Genomic DNA, 25,291 nt, shown 5'->3' with positions numbered 1-25,291 from the left:
GGGGGAACTATGAAATCGATTGAGTTGAAACAAGTCAGCAAAAGTTTTAAAGATGGTAGTAAAACAATAGAGGCATTGAAAGAAACAAACTTTTCAGTTGAACCAGGAGAATTTGTTGCGATCATTGGTCCTAGTGGATCTGGTAAAAGCACCTTTTTAACGATTATCGGAGGACTACAGCAACCGTCAGAAGGTAGTGTGAGGATTGCTAATGAGAAGTTCAGTGAACTGAAAGAAAAAGAAAGAGCAAAAAGACGCTTCAAAGAGATTGGATTTATTCTTCAAGCCTCGAATCTTGTTCCGTTCTTAACAGTCAAGGAACAGTTAATACTTGTAAATAAAGTAGAAAAATCAAGTATAAATTCGGATAGAATTCACACATTACTAGAAGAGTTGGATATAATGGACTTAGCAGATAAATATCCTGGGGATTTGTCTGGTGGAGAACGACAAAGAGCAGCTATCGCGAGAGCGCTTTATCATGATCCTACAGTGATATTAGCAGATGAACCTACGGCTAGCTTGGATACTTCTAGAGCTTTTGAAGTGGTAGAAATACTTGCAAGAGAAACTAAAAACAAGAAAAAAGCCACAATCATGGTAACGCATGATGAGCGATTGACAGAATATTGTGACTCTGTATATGTCATGAAAGATGGTGTACTTGAAAAACAGACAGACAAAAAGAAAAGAGGAAAAAATGAAGAAGACAGTTAGCGTAGTTGGTGCAGGTGCAGCAGGTTTAGCGAGTGCGATTAGATTGCAACATGCAGGATACGACGTAACCTTATACGAAAAAGAATCGATTCCTGGTGGAAAGATGAATCAGTTACAAAAAGATGGTTTTACTTTTGATATGGGACCAAGTCTGGTGATGATGCCAGATATATATAAAGAAGTTTTTGAATTAGCGGGTCGTAATCCAGACGATTATATTCCAATGCAAAGACTAGACCCAATGTATACAGCCTTTTTTGAAGATGAAAAAATCAATGTTTCTTCAGATTTAACAAAGATTACGCAAGAAATGGAAAACATTAGTGATCAGGATATGGCTGGATTTTTAGGATATCTGAAAGATATCTATGGACGTTACATCGTAGCAAAAGATCATTTCATTCAAAGACCTTTTAGAAATGCAAGTGACTTTTATAATCCTAAAGTGATACACCAAGCGCTTAAATTGAAGACATTTGACAGTGCCAACCATTCAATTGGTAAATACATCAAAGATAAAAGACTACAGCAAATCCTCAGTTTTCAAACTTTGTATATTGGAGTTTCGCCGAATAACGGTCCTTCACTATATACTATTATTCCAATGATTGAGTATTTATATGGTATATGGTTTATTAAAGGCGGAATGCATACGATGGCCACTGGTATGGAGAAGCTATTTTTAGAGTTAGGTGGAAAAGTTCAATATAATACTTCAGTAGAAGAAATTGTTATTGAAAAACAAGAAGCAAAAGGCATTAAAGTCGGTAACGAAATCATTCATTCTGACTTTGTCATGTGTAATGCTGATTTTCCATATGCTATGAAGCATTTAGTGAAAGATCAAAAATCTAAAGGCAAGTATACAGACAAAAAAATTGATAAAATGAAGTACTCTTGTTCTTGCTTTATTATGTACCTTGGTATGGACAAAAAATATGAGCAAATTGAAAATATCCATAATTTTATCTTCTCTAAAGATCTCGATGAAAACTTAGAAGACATATTTTCAGGAGATGTTCTAAGCGATCCTTCTTTTTATGTATACATGGGCTCTAAAATGGATCCATCCCTTGCGCCTGAAGGAAAAGATGGGCTTTATATTCTGGTACCTGTATCAGATTTATCTACTTCTAAGTACGAATGGAATGAAGATACGATTCAATATTATCGAGACAGAGTTTTCATGAAGTTGAAAACCATTGAAGGGTTTGAAAACGTAGAAGATGAAGTTATATCTGAGTCTTATATGACTCCAATTGACTGGAGAGACAAGTTCAATGCGTATAATGGTGCGTGCTTTGGACTTCAACCTACGTTAACTCAAAGTAATCACTTTAGACCGCAAGCAAAAGCGAAGAATTGTGAGAATCTTTACTTCACAGGTAGTAGTACACATCCTGGAGCAGGTGTTCCAATCGTATTGACTTCTGCTAAGATTGCAGTAGATGAACTATTATTAGACGATAAGAAATAAAAAAACACTTTGAGCAAAAAGCAGTCTAGTCATTGCTTTTACTCAAAGTGTTTTTTATAGGTTGAAATAGTTGGTCAAGTAATCTGCTAACCCGTTATCGTGATTCGTTTTTCCAGTAAGATCATCAGCGACAACTTTCAATTTATCGTTACCATTTTTCATGACTACACCGTGTCCAGCATACTGAATCATTTCATAATCATTTTCTTCATCACCAAACGCTAGAATATCTTTGCGGTCGATATTGTAATAAGAAGCAATACGCTCAACACCCATTGCTTTTTGAACACCGGCTGCAACGATTTCAAGACAGGGAGCGAATCCTCCCCATGTTCTGACTTCAACAGCCTCTCCGTAATGTTTGATAATGCGTTCTTCAATTTTAGACTGATTTTGCTGTGTATTTGTGAAGACGCCTACTGAAGTTGGATCAATCAGGAGTGTTTCAGAAGATAATTGCTTACTAACTTTCACACCATCCGGGAAAAAGTCTGGATAAGGAACGTAGTCTCCATGAACATAAATACCGTCCCTAGATTCAGCAGCAATCAATTGAACTTCTGGATCGTCTTTCAATGATAACATTGAAATCGCTAAATCTCTGCTAAGTGATTTATGGTAACCATAATCCCAATCTTTATCTGAAGGATTGTGACACCATGCGCCGTTAAAGTTTACGATGGGTGTTGTCATTTCTAATTGTTTGTAATAATAGTGACTATTTCTAAAAGGTCGACCAGTCGCAATGGATACGATATGTCCTTGGTCTCTTAGCTTATTTAAAACACTGTGCGTTTCTGATGTGATCTGTTGAACATCATTTAAAGTTGTTCCGTCTAGATCGAGTGCAATCAATTTTCGGTTCATCCCAATACTCCTTTTAACTAATAAATATCAGTTAGTCTGATATTAAATAAATTTGATATGTGATAAAATAATCGAAGATATCTATTTAAGTATAACAAACTGAAAATAAAAAGTATATGTAGTAGGAGTGTGTGTATGTTTCAGATCATTCAAAAAACAATCAATGAAATACCGATACTTGAAGTAGTGAAAGAAGACCTCATAAATGAAGAAATTCCGACGGTTATTTTCTATCATGGATGGACGAGTCACAAAGAATCTGTTCTTGTGCAGGGCTATGAGTTAGCTAAAAGAGGGATTAGAGCAATTTTACCTGAAGCTTATATGCATGGAGAAAGAGTACAGGCTACGGATAACCCCCAAGATCATACGGTGTTTTGGAGAGTCGTTTCGCAGAATTTAAAAGAAGTTTCAGACATACGAAACGACTATCTCTCAAAAGGCTTATCTGATCCAGAAAAATTTGGCATCAGTGGATTATCAATGGGCGGGATTACCACCAGTGCCATGTTAACGCAATTTGACTGGATTCACTCAGCAGCAATTTTAATGGGAAATCCTTCGCCGATTGAATTTTCAAAATGGTTACTGACATCAAAATGGTACGATGGTTATGAAAGTGTCGACGGACTCATCAACGATGAAATGAAAAGACAACTGGATACAATCTCGCTGAAAGAACAGCCCCAAAAATTAGCAGGTAAACCTGTGTACTTCTGGCATGGTACGAAAGATGAGCTTGTTCCATTTGAGCAAACAGAAGTATTTATTGAGATGATCAAAGATGAGCCATATGCAGAAAACATTTCATTCTCAATCGGTTCAGGTCATGGTCATAAAGTACCATATGAAATTGCTGTAGAAATGGCAAAGTTTTTTGCTAAAAGTTTCGGTTTATAATGACTAGACAACTGAATACCATGTGGTATGATGAAACAAAGACACGTGAATGAGGAGGTAGGCTAATGTCAGAAGAAAAATCTGTATGGTCAGAAGAAAAACTGAGCGATATAAAAAATCAAATCATGGAAGCAATGGAACAAGTTATTGATCCGGAGCTAGGGATTGATATCGTGAATCTAGGATTAATTTATGAAGTTAATGTCTTTAATGGTGGATATTGTGAAGTCAAGATTACTTTAACGACTATGGGATGTCCTTTAGCGGATGTTATTACAGAAGATATTTTGAACGCAATGGATTCTGTACCTGAAATTACAGAAACAGACGTTAAACTAGTCTGGTATCCTGCGTGGGACACAACTCGAATGAGCCGTTACGCTCGAATTGCATTAGGTATACGATAATAAGATCAAAAGAATTGAGTTCAATTTAAAGCTCAGTTCTTTTTTATTAGAGAAAAACCAAATTATTAGGGAAAAGAAGGAGAAAATATGGCTGAATATACAACGGTCATGCAGGAATCCATTTCAGAAGCTCAAAATATTGCTAAAGTGAGACGTCACCAGTTTATTGAAACGGCACATCTCTTTAGAATTTTTCTGCAGCCAGATCATCTAGCGTATAAGTTATACGAACAATGTGAAGTGAATATGAGTGCTCTGATTGAACAAATCGAAAATCAACTGGATAAGATCCCAATCGTAGAGGGAGCTTCAATTGAATATGGTACTCAACTATCCTCTGAATTATTTGCGCTTCTTCAAAAAGCAGAAAAAATAGCAGAAGAATTCGGAGATCATTTTATTGCAGTCGATGTTGTGATGGTTTCACTGATGTCTCAAAATCATCCTCTGCGTTTTTATTTAGAGAACGTTGGATTATCAGAAAAATTGTTGAAAGATAAAGTTGTAGAATGGAGAGGTGGAGAAACTGTGCAGAGTGCATCACAGGAATCTTCTTATCAAGCATTAGAAACGTATTCTGTAGATATGATTAAACAAGTCAAGGAAGGCAATCAAGATCCTATTATCGGTAGAGATGATGAGATTAGAGATGTCATCAGAATTTTATCCAGAAAGACCAAGAATAATCCTATACTAATAGGAGAACCAGGTGTTGGTAAAACAGCCATTATTGAAGGTCTAGCTCAAAGAATCGTGAGAAATGACGTTCCAGAAAATATTAAGAACAAAAAGATTTTCTCACTAGATATGGGCGCTTTGATAGCTGGAGCTAAATACCGTGGAGAATTTGAAGAAAGACTGAAAGCTGTTTTAAAAGAAGTAAAAAAGAGTGATGGTACCATTATCTTATTTATCGATGAAATTCATACAATTGTGGGGGCTGGTAAAACTGAAGGTAGCATGGATGCGGGGAATTTACTGAAGCCGATGCTAGCTAGAGGGGAATTGCACTGTATTGGAGCAACAACGATCAATGAATATAAAACCTATATGGAAAAAGACAAAGCGCTAGAAAGAAGATTCCAAAAAGTTTTGGTTAATGAACCTTCAAGTGAAGAAGCAATCAGTATTCTTAGGGGATTAAAAGAACGGTTTGAAATCCACCACGGGGTGAACATTCAAGATAATGCCCTAGTCGCGGCGGTTCAGTTATCAAGTCGTTATATGACGGAGCGTTTCCTTCCAGACAAAGCCATTGACCTGGTCGATGAAGCGTGTGCGAGTATCCGAGTTGAGATGAATTCTATGCCAACAGAACTGGATCAATTGACTAGAAGAAAAATGCAACTTGAAATAGAAGAGCAAGCATTGAAAGAAGAAACAGATGATAAGAGTCAGTCAAGACTAGAAATCATCCAAAAAGAATTAGCTTCTTTAAGAGAAGAAGTGGAAAATCTTACATTGAAATGGAACAAAGAAAAAATTTCAATGCAAGATATACAAGACAAGAAATCAGAAATCGATCAAGAAAAACGAAGACTTGAAGATGCTGAATCTGAATATAACCTAGAAGAAGCAGCTAGATTAAGACACGGTGTAATTCCTTCACTTGAAAAAGAATTGCTGGAACTAGAAGAAATTCAGCAATCAAATGAGGCTTCAGAAAATAGACTGGTACAAGAAACAGTTACAGAAGACGAGATGGCTGAGGTTGTAGCCAGAATAACAGGCATTCCTGTAAATAAACTGGTACAAACCGAAAGAGATAAACTTCTAAATCTGAACACTGCAATGAAAACTCAAGTAATCGGCCAGGACAAAGCAGTAGATGTTGTAACAGATGCGATTATGAGAGCAAGAGCAGGAATACAAGATCCAAATCGACCACTAGGCTCTTTTCTTTTTCTAGGACCCACTGGTGTTGGTAAAACAGAATTGGCTAGAACCTTAGCGATGAATTTATTTGATTCCAAAGATCAGATGATTAGATTAGACATGAGTGAATACATGGAGAAACACAGCGTCTCTAGATTAATAGGTTCACCGCCAGGATATATAGGGTACGATGAAGGTGGACAACTGACGGAAGCAGTCAGAAATCATCCTTACACTATAGTGTTGCTAGATGAAATTGAAAAGGCACATCCAGATGTTTTTAACATTTTACTTCAAGTTCTTGATGAAGGCAGACTAACGGATTCTAAAGGACAGTTGATTGATTTCAAGAATACAGTTTTAATCTTAACAAGCAACATTGGTTCCGATCTTTTGCTTGAAGAAACGTCTGAAGAAGGAATCATTGACGAAGCTACTGAGTCTACAGTCAGAAAAAAGTTATTTGAGTCATTTAGACCCGAGTTTTTAAATCGACTGGATGATATTGTGTTATTCTCACCAATTACGAAACGAGACATGGTAAAAATCGTAGAAAAATTAGTCTTAAATTTGGAAGAGAGACTTTTTACTAGAGGTTACCATCTAGAATTAACGGATAAAGCAAAAGAATGGATAGCTGAGGAATCCTACAATCCTGCATTTGGTGCACGACCGATTAAGCGTTACTTGACCAATGAAATTGAAACCCCTATAGCGAAAATGATTATTGCTGATGAGATTAAAACAGATGCAGTCATTACTGTAGATGAAAAAGATCATCAGCTTGTCTTCAAAACAAAGTGATTATTTAAATGAACACTTTCGAAATGGTTAGAAAATCGTTAAGATAATATTGATTACGGATAGGTAAGGAGTAAAAAGAGTGCCTACAAAATTGCATGTAACAAGTACGTACTCTTTACTAAAGAGTACGACCACAATAGATCAGCTGATCCTAAAAGCTAAAGAGCGAGGATACACAGCTATTGCGCTCACCGACCACAATGTGCTTTACGGAGCAGTGGAATTCTATGAGAAAGCTACAAAAGCTGGATTAAAACCAATACTAGGCTTGAAACTGGATATCGAATCGGTGCATTCACCCGAGAATACTTATCCTATTCTTTTGCTTGCTAAAAATGAAGAAGGTTACAAACGATTGATCCAGTTATCAACCAAAGTCATGACAGAAGAGACTTCAGTAGCGCTCGATGATCTGGCGATGTCGACGGATAGCCTTATTGCCATATCGCCAGGAATAACAGGTGAGATCGAAGCTTTACTATTACAAGAGGACATACATTTAGCGCAAAAAGTATTAGAGACGTACAAAAAGTACTTTAACCGGTTCTTTCTCGGCTACTCTCTACACGAATCATTAGATCCAATTAGAAGTGGGCTTGAAGCATTATCAGAAAATTATCAGGTTCCACTCGTAGCAGCTGACGAAGTCAATTACATTGAAAAAGATGATGCGTTTGCTACAGACGTTCTTAAAACAATTGGGGCCAATGAAACGATTGATCTCGATAAAGAATTGGACAATGATCAATACCTGGTCTCAGCAGATGAACTCATCGAACGATATCAGCGAGTTGGATTAGAACACTTCCTTGATAAAGCGGACGAAATAGCAAATAGTACTCATTTAAAGTTAACCTTAAATCAACCAGTACTTCCAAAGTTTCCAATTCCAGAAAACAAAGAGACAGATCCGTACCTTTATGAACTGTGTGAAAAAGCGCTCAATCAGAAAGTAAAGACCGTAACACCAGTTTACACAGAAAGACTGGAAAAAGAATTGGGAATCATCTCGAAAATGGGCTTTTCAGATTACTTTTTAATTGTCTGGGATTTGATGAAATATGCTCACAGCCAAAATATCGTAACAGGTTCAGGAAGAGGTTCTGCTGTTGGTTCACTAGTCTCTTATGTTCTTAATATCACAGACGTTGACCCAATAGCCTACGGTTTACTATTTGAGCGGTTCTTGAATGAAGAGAGATACTCTATGCCAGATATCGATCTGGATTTTCCAGACAATAAACGAGAGCAGATTCTTCTATATGTAAATCAAAAATACGGGAATCAGCACGTAGCTCAAATTGCAACATTCGGGACTTTTGCTGCTAAAATGGCCTTGCGTGATTCTGGAAGGGTATTTGGGTTGAGTACTCAGGAATTAAAAAAATGGTCAGACGCTATACCAGGTAGCTTAGGCATGACACTAACAAAAGCAATGAAAGAATCCTCAAAGTTAAAAAACCTAGTAAATGAGTCAGAACAGAACCTTCTAATTTATGATACGGCAACAAAATTAGAAGGTTTGCCGCGGCATGTATCTACGCATGCGGCGGGAGTCGTCATTTCAGATACGCCCCTTACGGATTCTGTACCGCTGCAAAACGGGAATAGCGATCTTTCTCTGACTCAATTCGCTATGGCAGATGTTGAAAAAGTAGGTTTACTGAAAATGGATTTTTTAGGGCTGAAAAATCTAACCATCTTATCGGATTGTATACAGTTTGCAAGACAGCAATCTAAAGACATTAGTAAACTTTCAGATATTCCACTGAACGATCCTGAGACACTCAAGCTTTTCGAAAAAGGAGATACAAATGGTATTTTCCAGTTTGAATCTCCAGGAATCAAAAGAGTCTTGCGCAAACTTGGACCAACGGATATAGAGGACGTTGTAGCTGTTAATGCTCTGTACAGGCCGGGTCCTATGGAACAGATAGATACATTTATATCTAGAAAAAAGGGATTAGAGCCAATCAGCTATCCTCATAATGATTTAGAAAGTATTTTGGATGTCACCTATGGCATTATGGTCTACCAAGAGCAAGTCATGAAAGTCGCTTCTAAATTAGCAGGGTATTCACTTGCGGAAGCGGACATGTTAAGAAGAGCTATTTCAAAGAAAATAAAGACTCAAATCGATTCTGGTCGTAGGCAGTTTATTCAAGGAGCGCTCAATAAAGGATATACTGAAGAAACAGCGGCGCAAGTTTATCATTACATTGAACAATTTGCTAATTACGGATTCAACCGATCGCACGCGGTTGCCTATTCAATGGTAGCTTATCAATTAGCCTATTTTAAAACACATTATCCGGCTGCTTTTTTTGCGGCACTGATGAAAGCTTCTTCCAATAACAAAACGAAACTTCAAGAATATGTCTTGGAAGCTCGTAAACGCAAAGTGGAATTAAATGGTCCGGACATCAACAGGAGTCAATATTCTTTTTCTTTGCACGAAAATACGATTCAATTTGGTTTGGATATTATTAAAGGTCTTCGAAGGGATTTAATTTATTCTATCTATAAAAACAGAAAAGACCAGGGAGCCTACAAGGATCTGACAGATTTCACGAGCCGTCTAGACCAGAAATGGCGAAAAGAAAATTATATCAAACCACTTGTTTACTCTGGGGCATTTGATGGATTAAGCTACAATCGTGGAACAATGATCCGAGCGTTAGAAGGCGTAATTGAAAGTGTCCGTATGAGTGACGGGAATCTTGAATTGTTTGCTTCTTTAGCTCCAAGAATTGAAGTAACAGAAGACATTGATTCTGAAACGAAGTTGGAACAAGAATTTGAAGTGACCGGGTTTTATTTCTCGGAGCATCCAAGTGAGAAATACAATAAAATCAGAGAGTCTCAAAATATTGATTATATTGCGGATGCTAAAATGAATAAAAATATGAAGTTTATTGGTACAATTAAAGCGGTTAAAACGATTCAGACTAAACGAGGAGAACCGATGTCATTCGTTGAAATAGCTGATCAAACAGCATCGTGCTCGCTGACTTTATTTCCTGAACAACATAGGAAATATATCAAGTCTTTGAAAAAAGATGTCGCTATTTTGGTAGAAGGCAAAGTAGAGGGAGACAGTGACCGCTATAAAATTCTAGTTAGAAGAGTCGAATTGGCTGATACGTTAACATTGGAACAACCTCAGAAGACACTCTTTTTGAAAATTGATTCTCTTGAACAAAATCAATCACTTTTTCAACAAGTTCAGTCTATATTGAGAGAATATATCGGGACAACTCCAGTACTTGTATACGACTCAAACACTGGGAAGAAACACCTATTAAAAAGTTCCTATTCTACGAATGGATCTGAGGAACTGATTAAGATGCTGAGTGAAATATTAGGATCAGAGAATGTCATTCTTCGTTAATTTCATAAAAAACTTAGTTAGTTACCATTTTTATGAGACATCAATCGCAAAAAGTGATAGAATGTTACTTGTATGGAAACTAGATGAATGAATGAGAACGTTTTTCAAAAGTCGTTTTTCTTTGATTAAGTTTTCTCATTATAGCGTTATCATAAATCATACTAACGGATCAATTCATCATAGGTAATTTAATTAATTGTTTTAGATGATTAAAATATGTATTAGAGGTGAAAGGTTGATATGAAGCGTATTGGAGTTTTAACAAGTGGAGGAGATTCTCCAGGCATGAACGCTGCTGTTCGTGCAGTAGTAAGAAAAGCTCTATATGAAGGTATGGAGGTTTACGGAATCAATTATGGTTACGCTGGTCTTGTAGCGGGAGATATACGTAAGTTGACTCGTCGAGACGTAGGAGATATTATCCAACGTGGCGGAACGTTCTTGTACTCTGCTAGATATCCACAATTCGCTACTGAAGAAGGACAACTTAAAGGAATTGAACAATTGAATCGCTTTGGTATCGAAGGATTAGTTGTTATCGGTGGAGATGGATCATACCGTGGTGCTTATGCATTAACAAAACATGGATATCCTTGTATTGGTTTGCCTGGTACAATCGATAACGATATACCTGGTACAGATTATACGATTGGTTTTGATACAACAATCAATACAGTACTAGATGCTTTGGATAGAATCAGAGACACAGCAACTTCTCACGTTAGAACTTTCGTTATTGAAGTAATGGGAAGAGATGCTGGAGATATTGCCTTATGGGCTGGTATTGCTAGTGGTGCTGAACAGATTATTATTCCTGAAATGGGATTTGATCTTACTGCCGTAGCGGATAACATTCGTGAAGGTAGAGAAAAAGGCAAGAAACATACAATCATCGTTTTAGCTGAAGGCGTAATGGATGGAAAAGAATTCGCAGAAAAATTAGATGCTATTGACAACTTCCATGTACGCGTAACAGTTTTAGGACACGTTCAACGTGGTGGTTCACCAACTGCTCGAGATCGTGTTCTTGCAAGTAGATTTGGTGCTAGTGCAGTAGAATATTTAAAAGAAGACCGCGGAGGATTAGCTCTTGGGTTAATCAATGAGCAAATCGTTGCACATGACATTGTGGATACTCTTGATAATATGAAGCACAAACCAAACCTAGAACTATACAAGCTCAACGAAGAAATCTCCACCTAAGAAAAGAATACTCCATACTTGAATTCAACGTACGCTAGACAATTTGCAGATTCGAACAGAAAATGTGATACGCACTAGTTAACGTAAATTAGAACAAAAAATAAAACATATACGAAAGTGGGCGTTATTTTTTATGAAGAAGACAAAAATCGTTTGTACTATTGGACCTGCAAGTGAATCAGTTGAAACACTATCGAAGTTAATGGAAGCTGGAATGAACGTTGCTCGTCTAAATTTTTCACACGGAGATCACGAAGAACATTTAGCTCGTATTAAAAACATTCGTGAAGCTGCTGAAAAAACAAACAAACTGATTGCGATCATGTTAGATACTAAAGGTCCAGAAATCAGAACTCAAAATATGGTAGACGGAAGAATCGAAATCCTTAAAGGAAGTACGATTCGCGTTTCTATGACTGAAGTAGAGGGTACTACAGAAAAGTTCTCAGTTACTTATGAAGACTTAATCAACGATGTAAATCCTGGTTCTAACATCTTACTAGATGATGGACTGATTAATCTACAAGTTACAGATATTGACCACGAAAACGGTGAAATCGTAACAACTGCATTAAATACTGGTATTCTTAAAAATAAAAAGGGTGTTAACGTACCTGGCGTTTCAGTAAACCTTCCTGGTTTAACTGAAAAAGATAAAAGTGATATCTTATTCGGATTAGAAAACGATATCGATTATATCGCTGCGTCATTTGTACGTCGTCCATCAGATGTTCTAGAAATCACTGATTTACTAGAAAAAAATGATAAAACGCATGTACAAATCATTCCAAAAATCGAAAACCAAGAAGGTGTCGATAACTTAGAAGAAATTCTTAAGATTTCTGACGGTTTAATGGTTGCTCGTGGTGATTTAGGTGTTGAAATTCCAGCTGAAGAAGTACCAATCGTGCAAAAACACATGATCCGTATTTGTAATGCTGCTGGTAAACCAGTTATCACTGCTACTCAAATGCTTGACTCAATGCAAGCTAACCCACGTCCTACACGTGCTGAAGCTTCAGATGTTGCGAATGCGATTTTTGATGGTTCAGATGCAATCATGCTTTCTGGTGAAACTGCTGCCGGAGATTATCCAGTAGAATCAGTACAAACAATGTACAACATTGCTATTCGTACTGAAGCTGCGTTACTTGAACAAGATGCTTATGCACTTAAAGCATATGATCAAAGTGATATGACTGAAGCAATTGGACAAGCTGTTGGACATACTGCACGTAACTTGAAAATCAATACAATTGTTGCAGCTACTGAATCTGGACATACAGCTCGTATGATTTCTAAATTCCGTCCTAAAGCAGACATCTTAGCAATTACTTTCTCTGAAGAAACTGCACGTGGATTATCTCTACAATGGGGTGTTATTCCAACACTTTCTGAAAAACCTACGTCAACTGACGATATGTTTAACTTGGCTACTCAAACAACTATGGAAAAAGGATACGCTAAAGAAGGCGATCTTATTATCATCACTGCTGGAGTGCCAGTTGGAGAACGTGGAACAACTAACGTTATGAAAATTCAATTAATTGGTTCTAAACTTGTAAGTGGACAAGGTGTTGGATCAGAATCAGTTATTGGTAAAGCAATCGTTGCTTCAACTGCAGACGAAGCTAATGAAAAAGCTGTTGAAGGCGGCATTTTAGTTGTTCAAAACACTGATAAAGACTATCTTCCAGCTATCGAAAAATCAGCAGCAATCGTTGTTGAACAAGGTGGATTAACTTCTCACGCTGCAGTTATTGGAATCGCAATGGGTATTCCTGTAGTTGTTTCAGCTGAGAATGCTACTGGATTGATCGAACAAAACGAATTAATCACAGTTGATGCTCGTCGTGGAATTATCTACCGTGGAGCAACTACTGCCATCTAATACGCTTTATATTAAGAATGTTCAGTCAATAATGATCATAATCAGACGATGAGATTATAATGATCTTGGAATAAGTTGAATTTCAGATGAGGCTAACTGATCTGGAGTAGAAACAAGACTTACTCCAAGATCTGATCTCATCGTCTTTTGATTTTATAGAAAACAAAAAAAGGAGTGGAATTATGTCTAATTTTGGAAATGTCGTCATGGGCATCGTTACAGATAAAAATGAGAAAGCCACCTTTGTTCAAAATAATGGTGTTACGTATGAAGTTTTAACAAAGAATCACGAAGAACTAGAACTAGGTCAAACAATTGAAGGTTTTTGTTATGTAGATAAAGGCGGAAATCAGTTATTTACAACTGAAATACCTGAAGTAAGAGTAGGGAATTTCGGCTGGGGAGAAGTCATAGATATTAAAAGATCTTTAGGCGTGTTTGTAAACGTTAATTGGCACAATAAAGATCTAGTTATCTCACTTGATGATCTTCCATATGAAGGACATTTATGGCCAAAAAAAGGAGACAAACTTTACCTAACGGTCTCAGTTGATGAACAGGATCGTATGTGGGGACAACTTGCTGATGAAGAAGATTTCTATGCAATCTACGAAAATGGTGAGAAAGAAGCGCACAACAAAGATATCAATGGCTATACTTTCCGACTTAAAAAAGCTGGAACATATTTCATCACAGAAGATCATTTCATTGGATTCATTCACCCGTCAGAGCGTGAACGAGAACCAAGATTAGGCGAACATGTCTCTGGCCGTATTATTGGGCTAAGAGAAGATGGCGTTTACTACGTTTCTATGCTACCCAGAGCTTATGAGGTATTAGATGAAGATGCGGCGATGATACTTGAGGTTCTAAGACGTGCTGGAGATCAATACATTAAATTCAACGACAAAAGTGATCCTCAAGCAATCAAAAATCAATTTGGTATCAGTAAGGGTCAGTTTAAACGAGCGCTTGGGAGATTGTTTAAACAAAGATTAATTGAACAAGATGACTTTGGAACAAAACTGATCAAAGATCCTCAAGAAGAAAGTGAAGGTTAAAAATGAAAGACAGTTGTAAGTCTCTTCTTTCTAGATTATACTGATTATAATTAAACAAAGATTTAGTAGATAAATATAATGGTTTTGATCTAAGGGGATAAAGATGGAAAAGACGGATACAACTATACAATCAATTAAGCAAAAGCTTTATAAATCTGGATTCAAATTGACCCCTCAACGAGAGATCATTTTGAAAGTCTTGGTTGAAAAAGAGCATCTAAGTGCAGAAGAAATCTATCTGGCTGTTCGATCAGAGCATACAGGCATTGGATTAGCAACCGTTTATCGGACGCTAGAACTATTGACTGACCTGAAGTTGATCAATAAAATAGCCTTTCAAGATGGTATTGCAAGATACGATATTAACAATAGCGAACATAACCATCAGCATCATTATTTGTTATGTCTCAACTGTGGGAAAATCGATGAAGTCGAGCAAGATATGCTGATGGATATTGAAAGAAAGATCGAAAAAACGTATCAGTTTAAAATAAAGGATCATCGACTGACTTTTCATGGTCTATGTGGAGAGTGTCTGATACAAGCTGATAATGATCAATAAGGAGTTATGTAAAGTGTCAATTGAACTAGGAACAGAAGCCTTAGAAGACTATCTTACCTTTTTAAAAATCGAAAGAGGGCTCTCTAAAAATTCTATTGAAAGTTATCAGCGGGATCTAAATCAATACATCACTTTTCTAAAAAAAGAAAAAATTGGTTCTTGGAATCAAATTGATCGTTACCTTATTTTGAATTTTCTGGAATCACAAAAAGAAGGTGAGAAAGCGGATAATTCCTTGATTAGGATGATTTCAAGTTTACGAAGATTTCATCAATTTCTGAAACAAGAGAACATCTCCAGTGAAGATCCGATGTTGTATATTCAAACACCTAAGAAAGCTCAGACCTTACCCAAGGTGATTTCAACCAAACAGATAGATGTTTTACTCTCCGTACCAGATGTTTCGAACAAGATTGGTATTCGTGATCGAGCGATTCTGGAAGTTATGTACGCTACAGGAATAAGAATATCGGAGTTAGTAAACTTGAGGTTAGATGAGCTGCATCTATCGATGAACTTAATTCAGACAATTGGTAAGGGAGATAAGGAACGAATTTTACCAATTGGAGAACAAGGCGTTAAATGGGTAGAATATTATCTTGAATTCAGCCGACCAAAGCTTGCGCTGAAATCTTCTCAAGAGTCCCCGTATGTTTTTTTGAATCCGAGAGGCTCTCAACTAAGTAGACAGGGCGTCTGGAAGAAAATCAAGAAAATGGTCTTGCAGGCAGGGATTGCGCAGAATGTAACACCACATACTTTGAGACACTCTTTTGCAACGCATCTACTTGAAAATGGCGCAGATCTTCGTGTAGTACAAGAATTACTGGGGCATTCGGATATCTCAACGACTCAAATTTATACGCACATTACAAAGCATAGATTAAAAGAAGTCTATGACACGTATCACCCTAGAGCCTAAGAAGCAAACGGGTAAAAGATGAACTAACAGGAGGAAATGTAAATGAATTTTGACCGCGTACATTTAATTGTTATGGATTCAGTAGGTATCGGAGAAGCACCTGATGCTAAAGCCTTTAATGACGAAGGATCTCATACACTTGGTCATATAGCTGAAAATACAGATTTGAAATTACCTAACCTTAAAACACTTGGACTTGGTAACATCGAACCATTGAAAGGCGTGGATGAAACACCAACCAGTATAGGATATTATACAAAACTAGAAGAAAAGTCAGTCGGAAAAGATACAATGACAGGCCATTGGGAACTAATGGGTCTGCACATTAAAAAACCTTTCCGAGTATTTCCTGAGGGCTTTCCTGAAGATTTGATCAATCAAATCGAAGAACATACTGGAAGAAAGATTGTTGCGAATAAACCAGCATCGGGAACAGCTATCCTTGATGAATACGGTGAACACCAAATGAAAACTGGCGATTTGATCGTTTATACGTCTGCGGATCCTGTATTACAAATTGCAGCACATGAAGAGATCATTCCGTTAGAAGAATTATATGAAATTTGTGAATATGTTCGTGAAATTACTAAAGATGATCCTTATATGATTGGACGTATTATTGCGCGCCCTTATCTAGGTGAGCCTGGTGCATTTACAAGAACCAGTAACAGACACGACTATGCCTTAAGTCCATTTGGGGATACTGTGTTGGATTCATTAAAGAATGCTGGTAAAGATGTAGTAGCAGTTGGGAAAATCGATGACATCTTTAATGGTCAAGGAATCACGGAATCTGTTCGTACAAAATCCAATATGGATGGAGTAGATAAACTGATTGAGGTTATGCAAAAAGACTTTAATGGACTAAGCTTTACCAATTTAGTTGATTTCGATGCTTTGTTTGGACACCGTAGAGATGTAGAAGGATACGCAAATGCACTTCAAGAGTTCGACGCTAGAATCCCTGAAATCATTAGCGAATTAAAACAAGATGACTTACTAATCATTACGGCTGACCACGGAAATGATCCAACGCATCCTGGGACAGATCACACAAGGGAATTTGTTCCTGTCTTGATCTATTCACCTAGTTTTGAAAACAATGGTGCTTTACCGCAAGGGTTCTTTGCGGACATCAGCGCTACTATAGCAGAAAACTTTGATGTGGCTGCAACAGGATTTGGGTCTAGTTTCTTATCTGAATTAAAATAAGAACAATCTAGTTAAGTAGAGGCAGGACCTCTTACAAATTTGGTTTATCAGGAGGAAGTTTTAATGGAAAAAGAGTATCTAGAGAGTATCGATAAAGCAGCAGCCTATTTAAAAGATAATGGAATGGAAAAGCCGGTTGTTGGTCTGATTCTAGGCTCAGGATTAGGCGAGTTAGCTGAGGAAGCAACAAATCCAGTAGCAATACCTTATGAAAATATCCCTGGATTTCCGGTGTCTACTGTAGAAGGGCATGCAGGACAACTTGTTTATGGAGAACTTGGCGGTAAAATGGTTCTAGCTATGCAAGGTCGATTCCATTTTTATGAGGGTTATGCGCTAGAAGATGTAACGTTCCCTGTTCGAGTAATGAAAGCTTTGGGAATCGAAACATTAGTGGTAACAAATGCAGCAGGTGGTGTAAACACATCCTTTAATCCAGGAGACTTGATGATTATTACCGATCACGTGAACTTCACTGGCGTTAACCCTTTAATGGGTAAAAACGATCCTGAAGTTGGTCCAAGGTTTACAGATATGACTGAAGCTTATGACAAAGGGTATCAACAGCTCATTCGTGAATGTGCTCAAAGTAACGGACTCGAGATTAAAGAAGGTGTCTACTTTGGCTTAACTGGGCCAACATATGAAACACCCGCAGAAATTCGTATGATCCGTACGATGGGTGGCGACGCTGTAGGAATGTCTACAGTGCCAGAAGTCATTGTTGCAAAACATGCCGGATTAAAAGTTGCAGGAATTTCTTGTATCACAAATTATGCGGCAGGCATGCAAAGTCATTTAAATCATGATGAAGTAGTTGAAGTAACAACAAGAGTAAAAGAATCTTTTAAATCATTAGTTAAAGATTTTGTCGCTAAAGTCTAATCATTGAACTGAGACTAGATAGAAAAAAAGATAGATGAGGGTGTTTGAAACATCTTCATCTATCTTTTATTATCTTCGAGTAAAAGCAACGCTAAGGTACTGATTCTTCAATGTAAATTTGATTTTTGGTGTATATGTCTGTATTATTGTCATGAGTATGTAAAAATAAACGGATAATGAAAATCTTTAAAAATATACCTTTTACGAAATAGAGACTAAAGAAATGTGGGAATCAAATAATGGATCAATTCAAAAATAAACAGCTTCCTGAGTTTTCAGGAAACACAACAATTAATGATAAAAATCACCTGGAAATTGGTGGTGTGGATAGCGTATATTTAGCTGAGAAATACTCAACGCCTTTGTACGTATACGATACAGCTCTCATTAAAGAGAGACTTAATGAGTTCAAAGAAGCATTTTCTTCATATGAAAAAGAAACACAAGTAGCTTACGCGAGTAAAGCATTCTCTTCACTAGCGCTTTATCAAATGCTAGCTAAAGAGTCTGTATCTTTAGATGTTGTTTCTGGAGGGGAACTATTTTTAGCCATCAAAGCTGGGTTTCCTTCAGAGAAGATTCATTTCCATGGTAATAATAAATCTCATCAAGAACTAGTGGAAGCTTTAAATGCAGACATTGGATGTATCGTTGTGGATAATTTTACAGAGTTGGATATGATCAATCAACTAACCACGCTTCATCAAAAGAAAATAAATGTCTTGATTCGAATCACTCCAGGGATTGAAGCGCACACTCATGAATATATTACAACTGGACAAGAAGATTCGAAGTTTGGTTTCGATTTAGCCTCTGGTCAGGCGAAAGAAGCGGTTAAAGAAGCTCAGTCTCTGAAATATATTGATGTTATTGGATTACACGCCCATATTGGTTCGCAGATTTTTGAAACTACAGGATACGAAGCCGTTATTGAGCGTTTAATGCAACATTCAAAAGAATGGCAAGATCTTTTTAACTTTGATCTTAAAGTATTGAACGTGGGCGGTGGATTTGGTATTCGGTACACAAATGAAGATGCGCCTCTACCCATCAAAGATTATGCTATCAGTATAATGAGAAGTGTTAAACAATATTCAAAAGAACTTGGTCTTGAGTTGCCTGAAATCTGGGTTGAACCAGGGAGAAGTATAGTCGGTGAAGCAGGAACGACACTTTATACTGTAGGTACTCAAAAAACGATTCCTGAAGTTAGAAAATATGTATCAGTAGATGGTGGAATGGCCGACAACATCCGACCAGCTTTATATGATGCAAAATATACTGGTGTATTGGCAAACAAAGTATACGCACAGTATGATACAAAAGTGTCTATTGCAGGAAAAGCTTGCGAAAGTGGAGACATGCTGATTTGGGATCTATCGTTACCTGAGGTGGAACAAGGAGATTATCTAGCGGTTTTGAGTACAGGAGCTTACGGATACTCAATGGCGAGTAATTATAACCGCCTACCAAGACCAGCTGTTGTTTTTGTAGAAGATGGTAAAGATTTCCTAGCAATCAGAAGAGAGCGCTACGAAGACTTTTTAAACTTAGAGCAATCAGTGGACTCGAAATACTAAACCACTTTGAGGAGGTAGAGTATGTTAACGGAATACAAATCGGATTACCATAAGATTACTATGGGGCTATTATCTTATGTGCCAGATCTTAAAGAAACAACGAGATTGACAAAAGAATTGGAATGGTACAAGCAAGAAGACAATCGTCAACTGTATTTATGGAAAAGCGATGAGACAAATGACTTCGCCGGAGTACTCGGTGTTGAAGTGGAAGATGAATTTGTGTTGGTAAGACATATTTCAATCAATCCATCGTACCGAGATGAAGGGCTAGCGCATCAGATACTAGACGCAGCAGCAGCAAAATTCTCACCTAGACAGTTAGTTGGAACGATCGAAACGAGTTCTCTTATAACAAAGTGGCATACTGAAGATTAAGTTAAAGCGACTAAAAGGAAAATAGATATGAGTGAAAATTGGGAAGTGAACTTAGATGTATTTGAAGGGCCTTTAGACCTTCTTTTACATCTGATCAATAAATATGAGATCGACATTTACGATATTCCGATTGCCAGAATTACGGCTCAGTATATGGATTATCTTCACGCAATGAAAAGTCTACAATTAGATGTTGCTGGAGAATACTTAGTAATGGCTGCTACGCTGATGTCTATCAAAAGTCAGTTACTTGTTCCACGTAACGATAGCTGGGATGAAGAGGGAGAAGACTTTATCCCTGAACATGAAGATCCAAGAGAAGAATTGATGGATATGTTGATTGAGTATAGGAAATTTAAAAATGCTGCTAATCAACTTGACCAGAAACAACTGGAAAGATCTGTTTTTTTCACCAAAGAACCTGCGGATGTTTCTGAATTTCAAAAAAATGTTCCTCTAGAGAACGGTGAAATACAATTGCAAGATTTGATTGATGCTTTTAAAACAGTGATGAAAAGAAGCGAATTAAGAGAACCGGAACTGACTACGATTGAAACAGAGGAAATAACAGTAGCAGATCGTATGGAATGGATTGAATCAGAGCTTAGAGGCCGATACAGAACAAAAGTCGCTTTTCAGGATTTGTTTAGCCACTATTCTAGAAAAGACATCGTCGTAACGTTTCTTGCTTTACTTGAACTCATTAAAGAAAACAAAGTAGCTTTTACTCAAGAAGAAACTTACTCGGATATCGAGTTATCTTATATCGGTTAGATTATTAGTAGAGAGGGAGGGGATTAAATGAACGAAACGGCGGTATATGAGTCACTGTTATTTGTGGCTGGAGATGAGGGGCTTACTTTGAAGGAGATGGCTAAACTCACGAATGCTACAACAGAACATGTACTTGTTTCACTCGAAAAATTGCTAAATGATTATAATTCTAGAGATACGAGTGCTTTGACAATTATAGAAACAGCCAATAAATATAGACTTGTTACGAAAGAGACCTACTCTAGCGTCGTAAGTAATTATGCTCAGTCTCCCTTAATGCAGAAGTTAAGTAAGGCTTTACTGGAAACACTAGCAATTATTGCATATAAACAACCCATTACTAGAATGGAAATCGAAGAAATTAGAGGTGTGCAACTTGCAACAGCACTCCATAAATTAAGATTGCGTGATCTTATTCAAGAGGTTGGAAGACTTGAAGCGCCAGGAAGACCCGTTTTATATGGTACAACGGATTATTTTCTAGATTACTTTGGATTAAATACTCTATCAGAATTACCAGAGCTAAGAATGGAAGAAGAAACTGAGGAAACGTCTTTATTTTTTGAAAGTTTCCAGCAGTCATTTGAATAAAAAATAGAAGGAGGAGTTATATGGATAGATTACAGAAAGTCATGGCTCACGCGGGCATTGCATCAAGAAGAAAGTCTGAGAGTATGATTGAAGAAGGACGCGTAAAAGTTAATGGAAAAGTCATGACGGAACTTGGATACCAAGTGAAAAAACATGATACGATCTCTGTAGACGATGTGCCGATTCAAAAAGAAAAACCAGTATACTTCTTGTTAAACAAACCTAGAGGGGTCGTATCAACAGTTGATGATCCAAAAAATAGAGATACGGTTGTTCAATTACTCCAAGAAGTTGAAGAACGAATTTATCCAGTAGGACGATTGGATTACGATACGACAGGTGTATTGTTACTGACCAATGATGGCGAATTAGCAAACAAATTGATGCACCCGAAATATTCTGTTGAAAAAACATACATCGCAAAAGTAAACGGAAGAATGACAAGAGAAGACGTTATGCATCTTGAAAAAGGTGTTGTTTTTGATAAGGTGAAATCAGCTCCTGCGAAAGCAAGAATCATTGATTATGATAGAAAAAGAGATATCTCAACTGTTGAATTAACCATTCATGAAGGTAAAAATCATCAAGTTAAGAAAATGATGCAGGCAATTAAACATCCAGTAGAAAAATTGACTAGAACTCACTATGGATTTTTAACGGTAGAAGGCATGCAGTCTGGTGTATGGAGAGAACTCAAACAATTTGAGGTCAACAAGCTTAAACAACTAGTGGATGAAGAAGTTTAATCATTGATTCTTGACGTATAAGATCGGCTAGAGCGATTCCAGTTGGAATTAGTGGCGCATTCATCTTATCTTAGTTATAATTAAACTTGAGTAGGATATAATATTGTACTAGTTACGTATTATAATATAAAGTCAATAGTATCACGTGCTAAGGAGTGTCTAATCGTGACGGATGAAAAATTACAAGGCAGTACAGAACAGCAAGCGAAAAAAATATTGGTGGTTGACGATGAAAATCGTATTCGTAGATTATTGAGAATGTATCTAGAAAAGGCCAAATATGAGATTGACGAAGCTGAAAACGGAAAAATCGCATTACAATTAGCACTAGAAAATGATTACGACTTAATTCTTTTAGACCTTATGATGCCTGAAATGGACGGAATCGAAGCTGCTGAAGAATTGCGAAAAGAAAAAGATACACCCATTATGATGCTTACAGCAAAAGGTGAAGAATTGAATCGTATTCAGGGATTCGAAGTCGGGGCCGACGATTATATTGTCAAACCTTTCAGTCCAAGAGAAATTGTATTAAGAGTTTCTGCGATTCTTAAGAGAACTCAATCCGGTAGTGGAAGCATGAATAAAGCTGCCGATGTCTCTGATACATTGACTTTACCGCATCTTGAGATCGATAACGATTCTAGACGTGTAACAGCTGACGGCCGATCAGTAAATCTGACGCCGAAAGAATATGATCTTTTACACTATCTGATGTCTTCTCCTGATCAGATTTTTGGTAGAGAACAATTATTAAGAGAAGTCTGGAAATACGAATTCTTTGGTGATTTAAGAACAGTCGATACACACGTGAAACGTTTGCGTGAAAAATTAAAAAAAGAATCCCAAACCGCTGCTAAAATGATTGAAACTGTATGGGGGCTTGGATATAAACTGAACTCATACCCTCATGAAGAAGAGGAGTAGGATAGAAGTATGAAGCTGAATATCGTTGCGATAAGAGTTTGGCTGATTACTTCTGGACTTATCCTTATATCTCTTGTTGCCACATCTTTATTTTATGCCCAATTCTATTCCCAACAGATTAAGCAGAACTATTTGAATGACTACGAATCCTTTATTCATAACGTAGAAACCCTTTCTGAAAGTAATCCTCAATATATAATGACTTATCTTCAGGAAGCTAATGTTATTCATGCGAAGCTCAATTTTGCAATTCGTTCTGAGGGTCAAGATGTTTATAACGAAGAAGAGTGGGATCTCCAATTTTCTGATGATATTTATCAGAGAGTAATCAGTAATCCCAATTTAGTTGAAAAGATCGTGTCTGGTGAAGAAACTCAGATTCGTTCTGATTCAGATCCGGAATATGAAAGTAAAATACCCTATATCTTTCACGTCAAACATATTAATTTTCAAGGTGAACAATTGACATTTTATGCATATGCAGATTTGTCTTTTATCGCTGAAGTTGAACGCACAGTTTTCTATGCGTTAAGTTTACTTATTTTGTTTAGCGTATTTTTAAGTTACGCTTATTATTTATATTTACGTAGACATATATCGGAACCAATCAATGCCATGACGAATATTGCCTTTGATTATGCACGAGATGACTTTAGCCACCAACTACCGGTCTCAGGTAGAGATGACTTATCTGAACTTGCAATGGCAATGAATAAAATGGGGCATTCTCTCGAAACAAATAGAACCGTGGTCAGGCAGGAAAAAGAACTTTTATCTCATATCATGACAAGTATTGATACAGGAATTTTATATTATGATTCCGATCAGAGCCTGATTCTTTCCAATCCTGCTGGAGATTTATTCTTAACGCAATATCAAGTTGAAAAAGGTAATTTTTCAACGAAAGATGACTATATTGATATAGAGTTAAACTTAAAAGAAGCTGTTGAAACAAAGAAATTTTCTCAGTTCAATATTGAAATGGTCGAATTTTATTATGAGGTGACGATCTTACCTCTGATTGAAGACGATACTCTGGAAATTAGAGGCATTCTGGTGTCCACTAAGGACCTGACACATGAACACAGATTAGATAAAATGCGCGTTGACTTTATCAATAATATTTCGCATGAACTTAGAACGCCTTTAGTGATGGTTCAGGGTTATAGTGAAGCGATTATTGATGATATAGCTGAGACAATTGATGAGAAGAAAGAAATGGCTCAAATTATCAGTGATGAATCGCAACGGATGAATCGAATGGTTAATGAAATGCTTGATTTATCAAGAATGGAAGCTGGATTTATTGAGATTGAAAAAGATTCTCTAAACTTGAACCGTTACTTGAGTACACTCGTTTCTAGATTCAATAAAATGGCTTCAGAAGTCGACGTAAGATTAGCATTAGACGTTCCAGAAAAAATAATCGAATTACCTATTGATAAAGACAAGATGGACCAAGTTTTTGTGAATCTAATTAATAATGCAATTAGACACACCGGGATGACGGATAAATCTGCCAAGACGGTTACATTGAGGTTATTTGAAGATGAAAATCTAGAAGAAGTTATTATGGAAGTTAGAGATACAGGAACGGGTATCCCTAAAGAAGATGTTCCATATATCTTTGATCGATTCTTTAAAGCAGACAAATCTAGAAAAAATTATTCAGATAATGCATCAGGTACAGGAATTGGGTTATCTGTTGTGCAGAGTATTATTGAAGCACATGGAGGGCGCTTAAGTGTAGAATCTACACTTGGTAAAGGTTCAACCTTCATCATACATTTACCTATTGATCAAAATTCTACGAGTACTTTTGATTCGTTTTAAACGGAGCTGTTGACAATTCTGTACATTTTTGTATAATAGTAATGTGCTTATTAAAAATAAGCAAAAAAATAATATGATTCATCTTCAGGGGCAGGGCGTAAATCCCGACCGGTGGTAAAGTCCACGAGCGAAACAATTGTTTTGCTGAACTGGTGTAATTCCAGTACCGACAGTATAGTCTGGTATAAAGAAGATGGAGCTTTTTGACTGAATCATTATGTCTATTTAGCTCTGTTCATTTCCTGAGGTGGAACTGAACAGAGTTTTTGCATTTCTAGAGTGCATTCT

21 protein-coding genes and 1 riboswitch are annotated in these 25,291 nt (G+C 36.9%); of the genes, 20 read left to right on the top strand and 1 reads right to left on the bottom strand.

The features are described from left to right. Nucleotides 1-9: 9 nt before the first annotated feature. Together LG377_RS08355 and LG377_RS08350 are read left to right on the top strand one after the other, a co-directional pair. On the top strand, nt 10-717 hold the full coding sequence (locus LG377_RS08355) for an ABC transporter ATP-binding protein (protein ID WP_225744207.1): 708 nt from the start codon (nt 10-12) through the stop codon (nt 715-717). Beyond that, complete coding sequence (locus LG377_RS08350; RefSeq protein ID WP_225744206.1) at nt 701-2,194, top strand: NAD(P)/FAD-dependent oxidoreductase; 1,494 nt, start codon at nt 701-703, stop codon at nt 2,192-2,194. The genes LG377_RS08355 and LG377_RS08350 overlap by 17 nt, the downstream gene beginning before the upstream one ends. Nucleotides 2,195-2,248: 54 nt before the next feature. On the opposite strand, the gene LG377_RS08345 is transcribed toward LG377_RS08350, so the two are convergent. Further along, nucleotides 2,249-3,061, bottom strand: a complete 813-nt coding sequence (locus tag LG377_RS08345; protein WP_225744205.1) for a Cof-type HAD-IIB family hydrolase — start codon at nt 3,059-3,061, stop codon at nt 2,249-2,251. A 135-nt stretch (nt 3,062-3,196) separates the two neighbouring features. Between LG377_RS08345 and LG377_RS08340 the strand changes: the two genes are divergently transcribed. The 18 genes from LG377_RS08340 to LG377_RS08255 all read left to right on the top strand — a co-directional run bounded on the left by LG377_RS08340 (nt 3,197) and on the right by LG377_RS08255 (nt 25,003). Then, complete coding sequence (locus LG377_RS08340; protein ID WP_225744204.1) at nt 3,197-3,961, top strand: dienelactone hydrolase family protein; 765 nt, start codon at nt 3,197-3,199, stop codon at nt 3,959-3,961. 65 nt (nt 3,962-4,026) lie between these two features. Then, nucleotides 4,027-4,368 carry a metal-sulfur cluster assembly factor gene (locus LG377_RS08335; protein WP_225744203.1) on the top strand — a complete coding sequence of 114 codons (342 nt, stop codon included), beginning with the start codon at nt 4,027-4,029 and terminating at the stop codon, nt 4,366-4,368. Between the two features lie 87 nt (nt 4,369-4,455). Then, complete coding sequence (locus tag LG377_RS08330) at nt 4,456-7,047, top strand: ATP-dependent Clp protease ATP-binding subunit (protein ID WP_225744202.1); 2,592 nt, start codon at nt 4,456-4,458, stop codon at nt 7,045-7,047. 79 nt (nt 7,048-7,126) lie between these two features. Further along, nucleotides 7,127-10,438 carry a DNA polymerase III subunit alpha gene (dnaE, locus tag LG377_RS08325; RefSeq protein WP_225744201.1) on the top strand — a complete coding sequence of 1,104 codons (3,312 nt, stop codon included), beginning with the start codon at nt 7,127-7,129 and terminating at the stop codon, nt 10,436-10,438. Nucleotides 10,439-10,678: 240 nt separating this feature from the next. Next, the gene (gene pfkA, locus LG377_RS08320) at nt 10,679-11,641 is read left to right on the top strand and encodes a 6-phosphofructokinase (RefSeq protein WP_225744200.1); all 963 of its coding nucleotides are present in this window, start codon (nt 10,679-10,681) and stop codon (nt 11,639-11,641) included. A 133-nt stretch (nt 11,642-11,774) separates the two neighbouring features. After that, the gene (gene pyk, locus LG377_RS08315) at nt 11,775-13,532 is read left to right on the top strand and encodes a pyruvate kinase (RefSeq protein WP_225744199.1); all 1,758 of its coding nucleotides are present in this window, start codon (nt 11,775-11,777) and stop codon (nt 13,530-13,532) included. A gap of 182 nt (nt 13,533-13,714) precedes the next feature. Further along, nucleotides 13,715-14,593 carry a S1 RNA-binding domain-containing protein gene (locus LG377_RS08310; RefSeq protein WP_225744198.1) on the top strand — a complete coding sequence of 293 codons (879 nt, stop codon included), beginning with the start codon at nt 13,715-13,717 and terminating at the stop codon, nt 14,591-14,593. A gap of 103 nt (nt 14,594-14,696) precedes the next feature. Further along, the gene (locus tag LG377_RS08305) at nt 14,697-15,155 is read left to right on the top strand and encodes a Fur family transcriptional regulator (protein WP_225744197.1); all 459 of its coding nucleotides are present in this window, start codon (nt 14,697-14,699) and stop codon (nt 15,153-15,155) included. Nucleotides 15,156-15,174: 19 nt separating this feature from the next. Next, nucleotides 15,175-16,077 (top strand): site-specific tyrosine recombinase XerD, encoded by a 903-nt coding sequence (gene xerD, locus LG377_RS08300; protein WP_225744656.1) that lies wholly within the window; start codon nt 15,175-15,177, stop codon nt 16,075-16,077. A gap of 42 nt (nt 16,078-16,119) precedes the next feature. After that, nucleotides 16,120-17,289, top strand: coding sequence for a phosphopentomutase (gene deoB, locus LG377_RS08295; protein ID WP_225744196.1), 1,170 nt, complete (start codon nt 16,120-16,122; stop codon nt 17,287-17,289). A 63-nt stretch (nt 17,290-17,352) separates the two neighbouring features. Beyond that, nucleotides 17,353-18,174 carry a purine-nucleoside phosphorylase gene (locus tag LG377_RS08290; protein ID WP_225744195.1) on the top strand — a complete coding sequence of 274 codons (822 nt, stop codon included), beginning with the start codon at nt 17,353-17,355 and terminating at the stop codon, nt 18,172-18,174. 239 nt (nt 18,175-18,413) lie between these two features. Further along, nucleotides 18,414-19,754, top strand: a complete 1,341-nt coding sequence (gene lysA, locus LG377_RS08285; protein ID WP_225744194.1) for a diaminopimelate decarboxylase — start codon at nt 18,414-18,416, stop codon at nt 19,752-19,754. Nucleotides 19,755-19,775: 21 nt separating this feature from the next. Further along, nucleotides 19,776-20,132, top strand: a complete 357-nt coding sequence (locus LG377_RS08280) for a GNAT family N-acetyltransferase (protein WP_225744193.1) — start codon at nt 19,776-19,778, stop codon at nt 20,130-20,132. Nucleotides 20,133-20,159: 27 nt separating this feature from the next. Further along, the gene (locus tag LG377_RS08275) at nt 20,160-20,906 is read left to right on the top strand and encodes a ScpA family protein (protein ID WP_225744192.1); all 747 of its coding nucleotides are present in this window, start codon (nt 20,160-20,162) and stop codon (nt 20,904-20,906) included. A 27-nt stretch (nt 20,907-20,933) separates the two neighbouring features. Further along, nucleotides 20,934-21,497, top strand: coding sequence for an SMC-Scp complex subunit ScpB (gene scpB, locus LG377_RS08270; protein WP_225744191.1), 564 nt, complete (start codon nt 20,934-20,936; stop codon nt 21,495-21,497). A 20-nt stretch (nt 21,498-21,517) separates the two neighbouring features. Next, nucleotides 21,518-22,243: a pseudouridine synthase gene (locus tag LG377_RS08265; protein ID WP_225744190.1), complete on the top strand. Its 726-nt coding sequence runs from the start codon at nt 21,518-21,520 to the stop codon at nt 22,241-22,243. Nucleotides 22,244-22,408: 165 nt separating this feature from the next. Further along, the gene (locus LG377_RS08260; RefSeq protein WP_225744189.1) at nt 22,409-23,170 is read left to right on the top strand and encodes a response regulator transcription factor; all 762 of its coding nucleotides are present in this window, start codon (nt 22,409-22,411) and stop codon (nt 23,168-23,170) included. Nucleotides 23,171-23,179: 9 nt separating this feature from the next. Next, nucleotides 23,180-25,003 (top strand): ATP-binding protein, encoded by a 1,824-nt coding sequence (locus tag LG377_RS08255; RefSeq protein WP_225744188.1) that lies wholly within the window; start codon nt 23,180-23,182, stop codon nt 25,001-25,003. A gap of 76 nt (nt 25,004-25,079) precedes the next feature. After that, nucleotides 25,080-25,202, top strand: a riboswitch (FMN riboswitch). Nucleotides 25,203-25,291: the final 89 nt, after the last annotated feature.

Source organism: Marinilactibacillus sp. Marseille-P9653 (assembly GCF_916618885.1).
Lineage (GTDB): Bacteria > Bacillota > Bacilli > Lactobacillales > Carnobacteriaceae_A > Marinilactibacillus.
The sequence above is the reverse complement of the archived record's forward strand: the minus strand, read 5'-3'. Positions and strand labels throughout refer to the sequence as shown.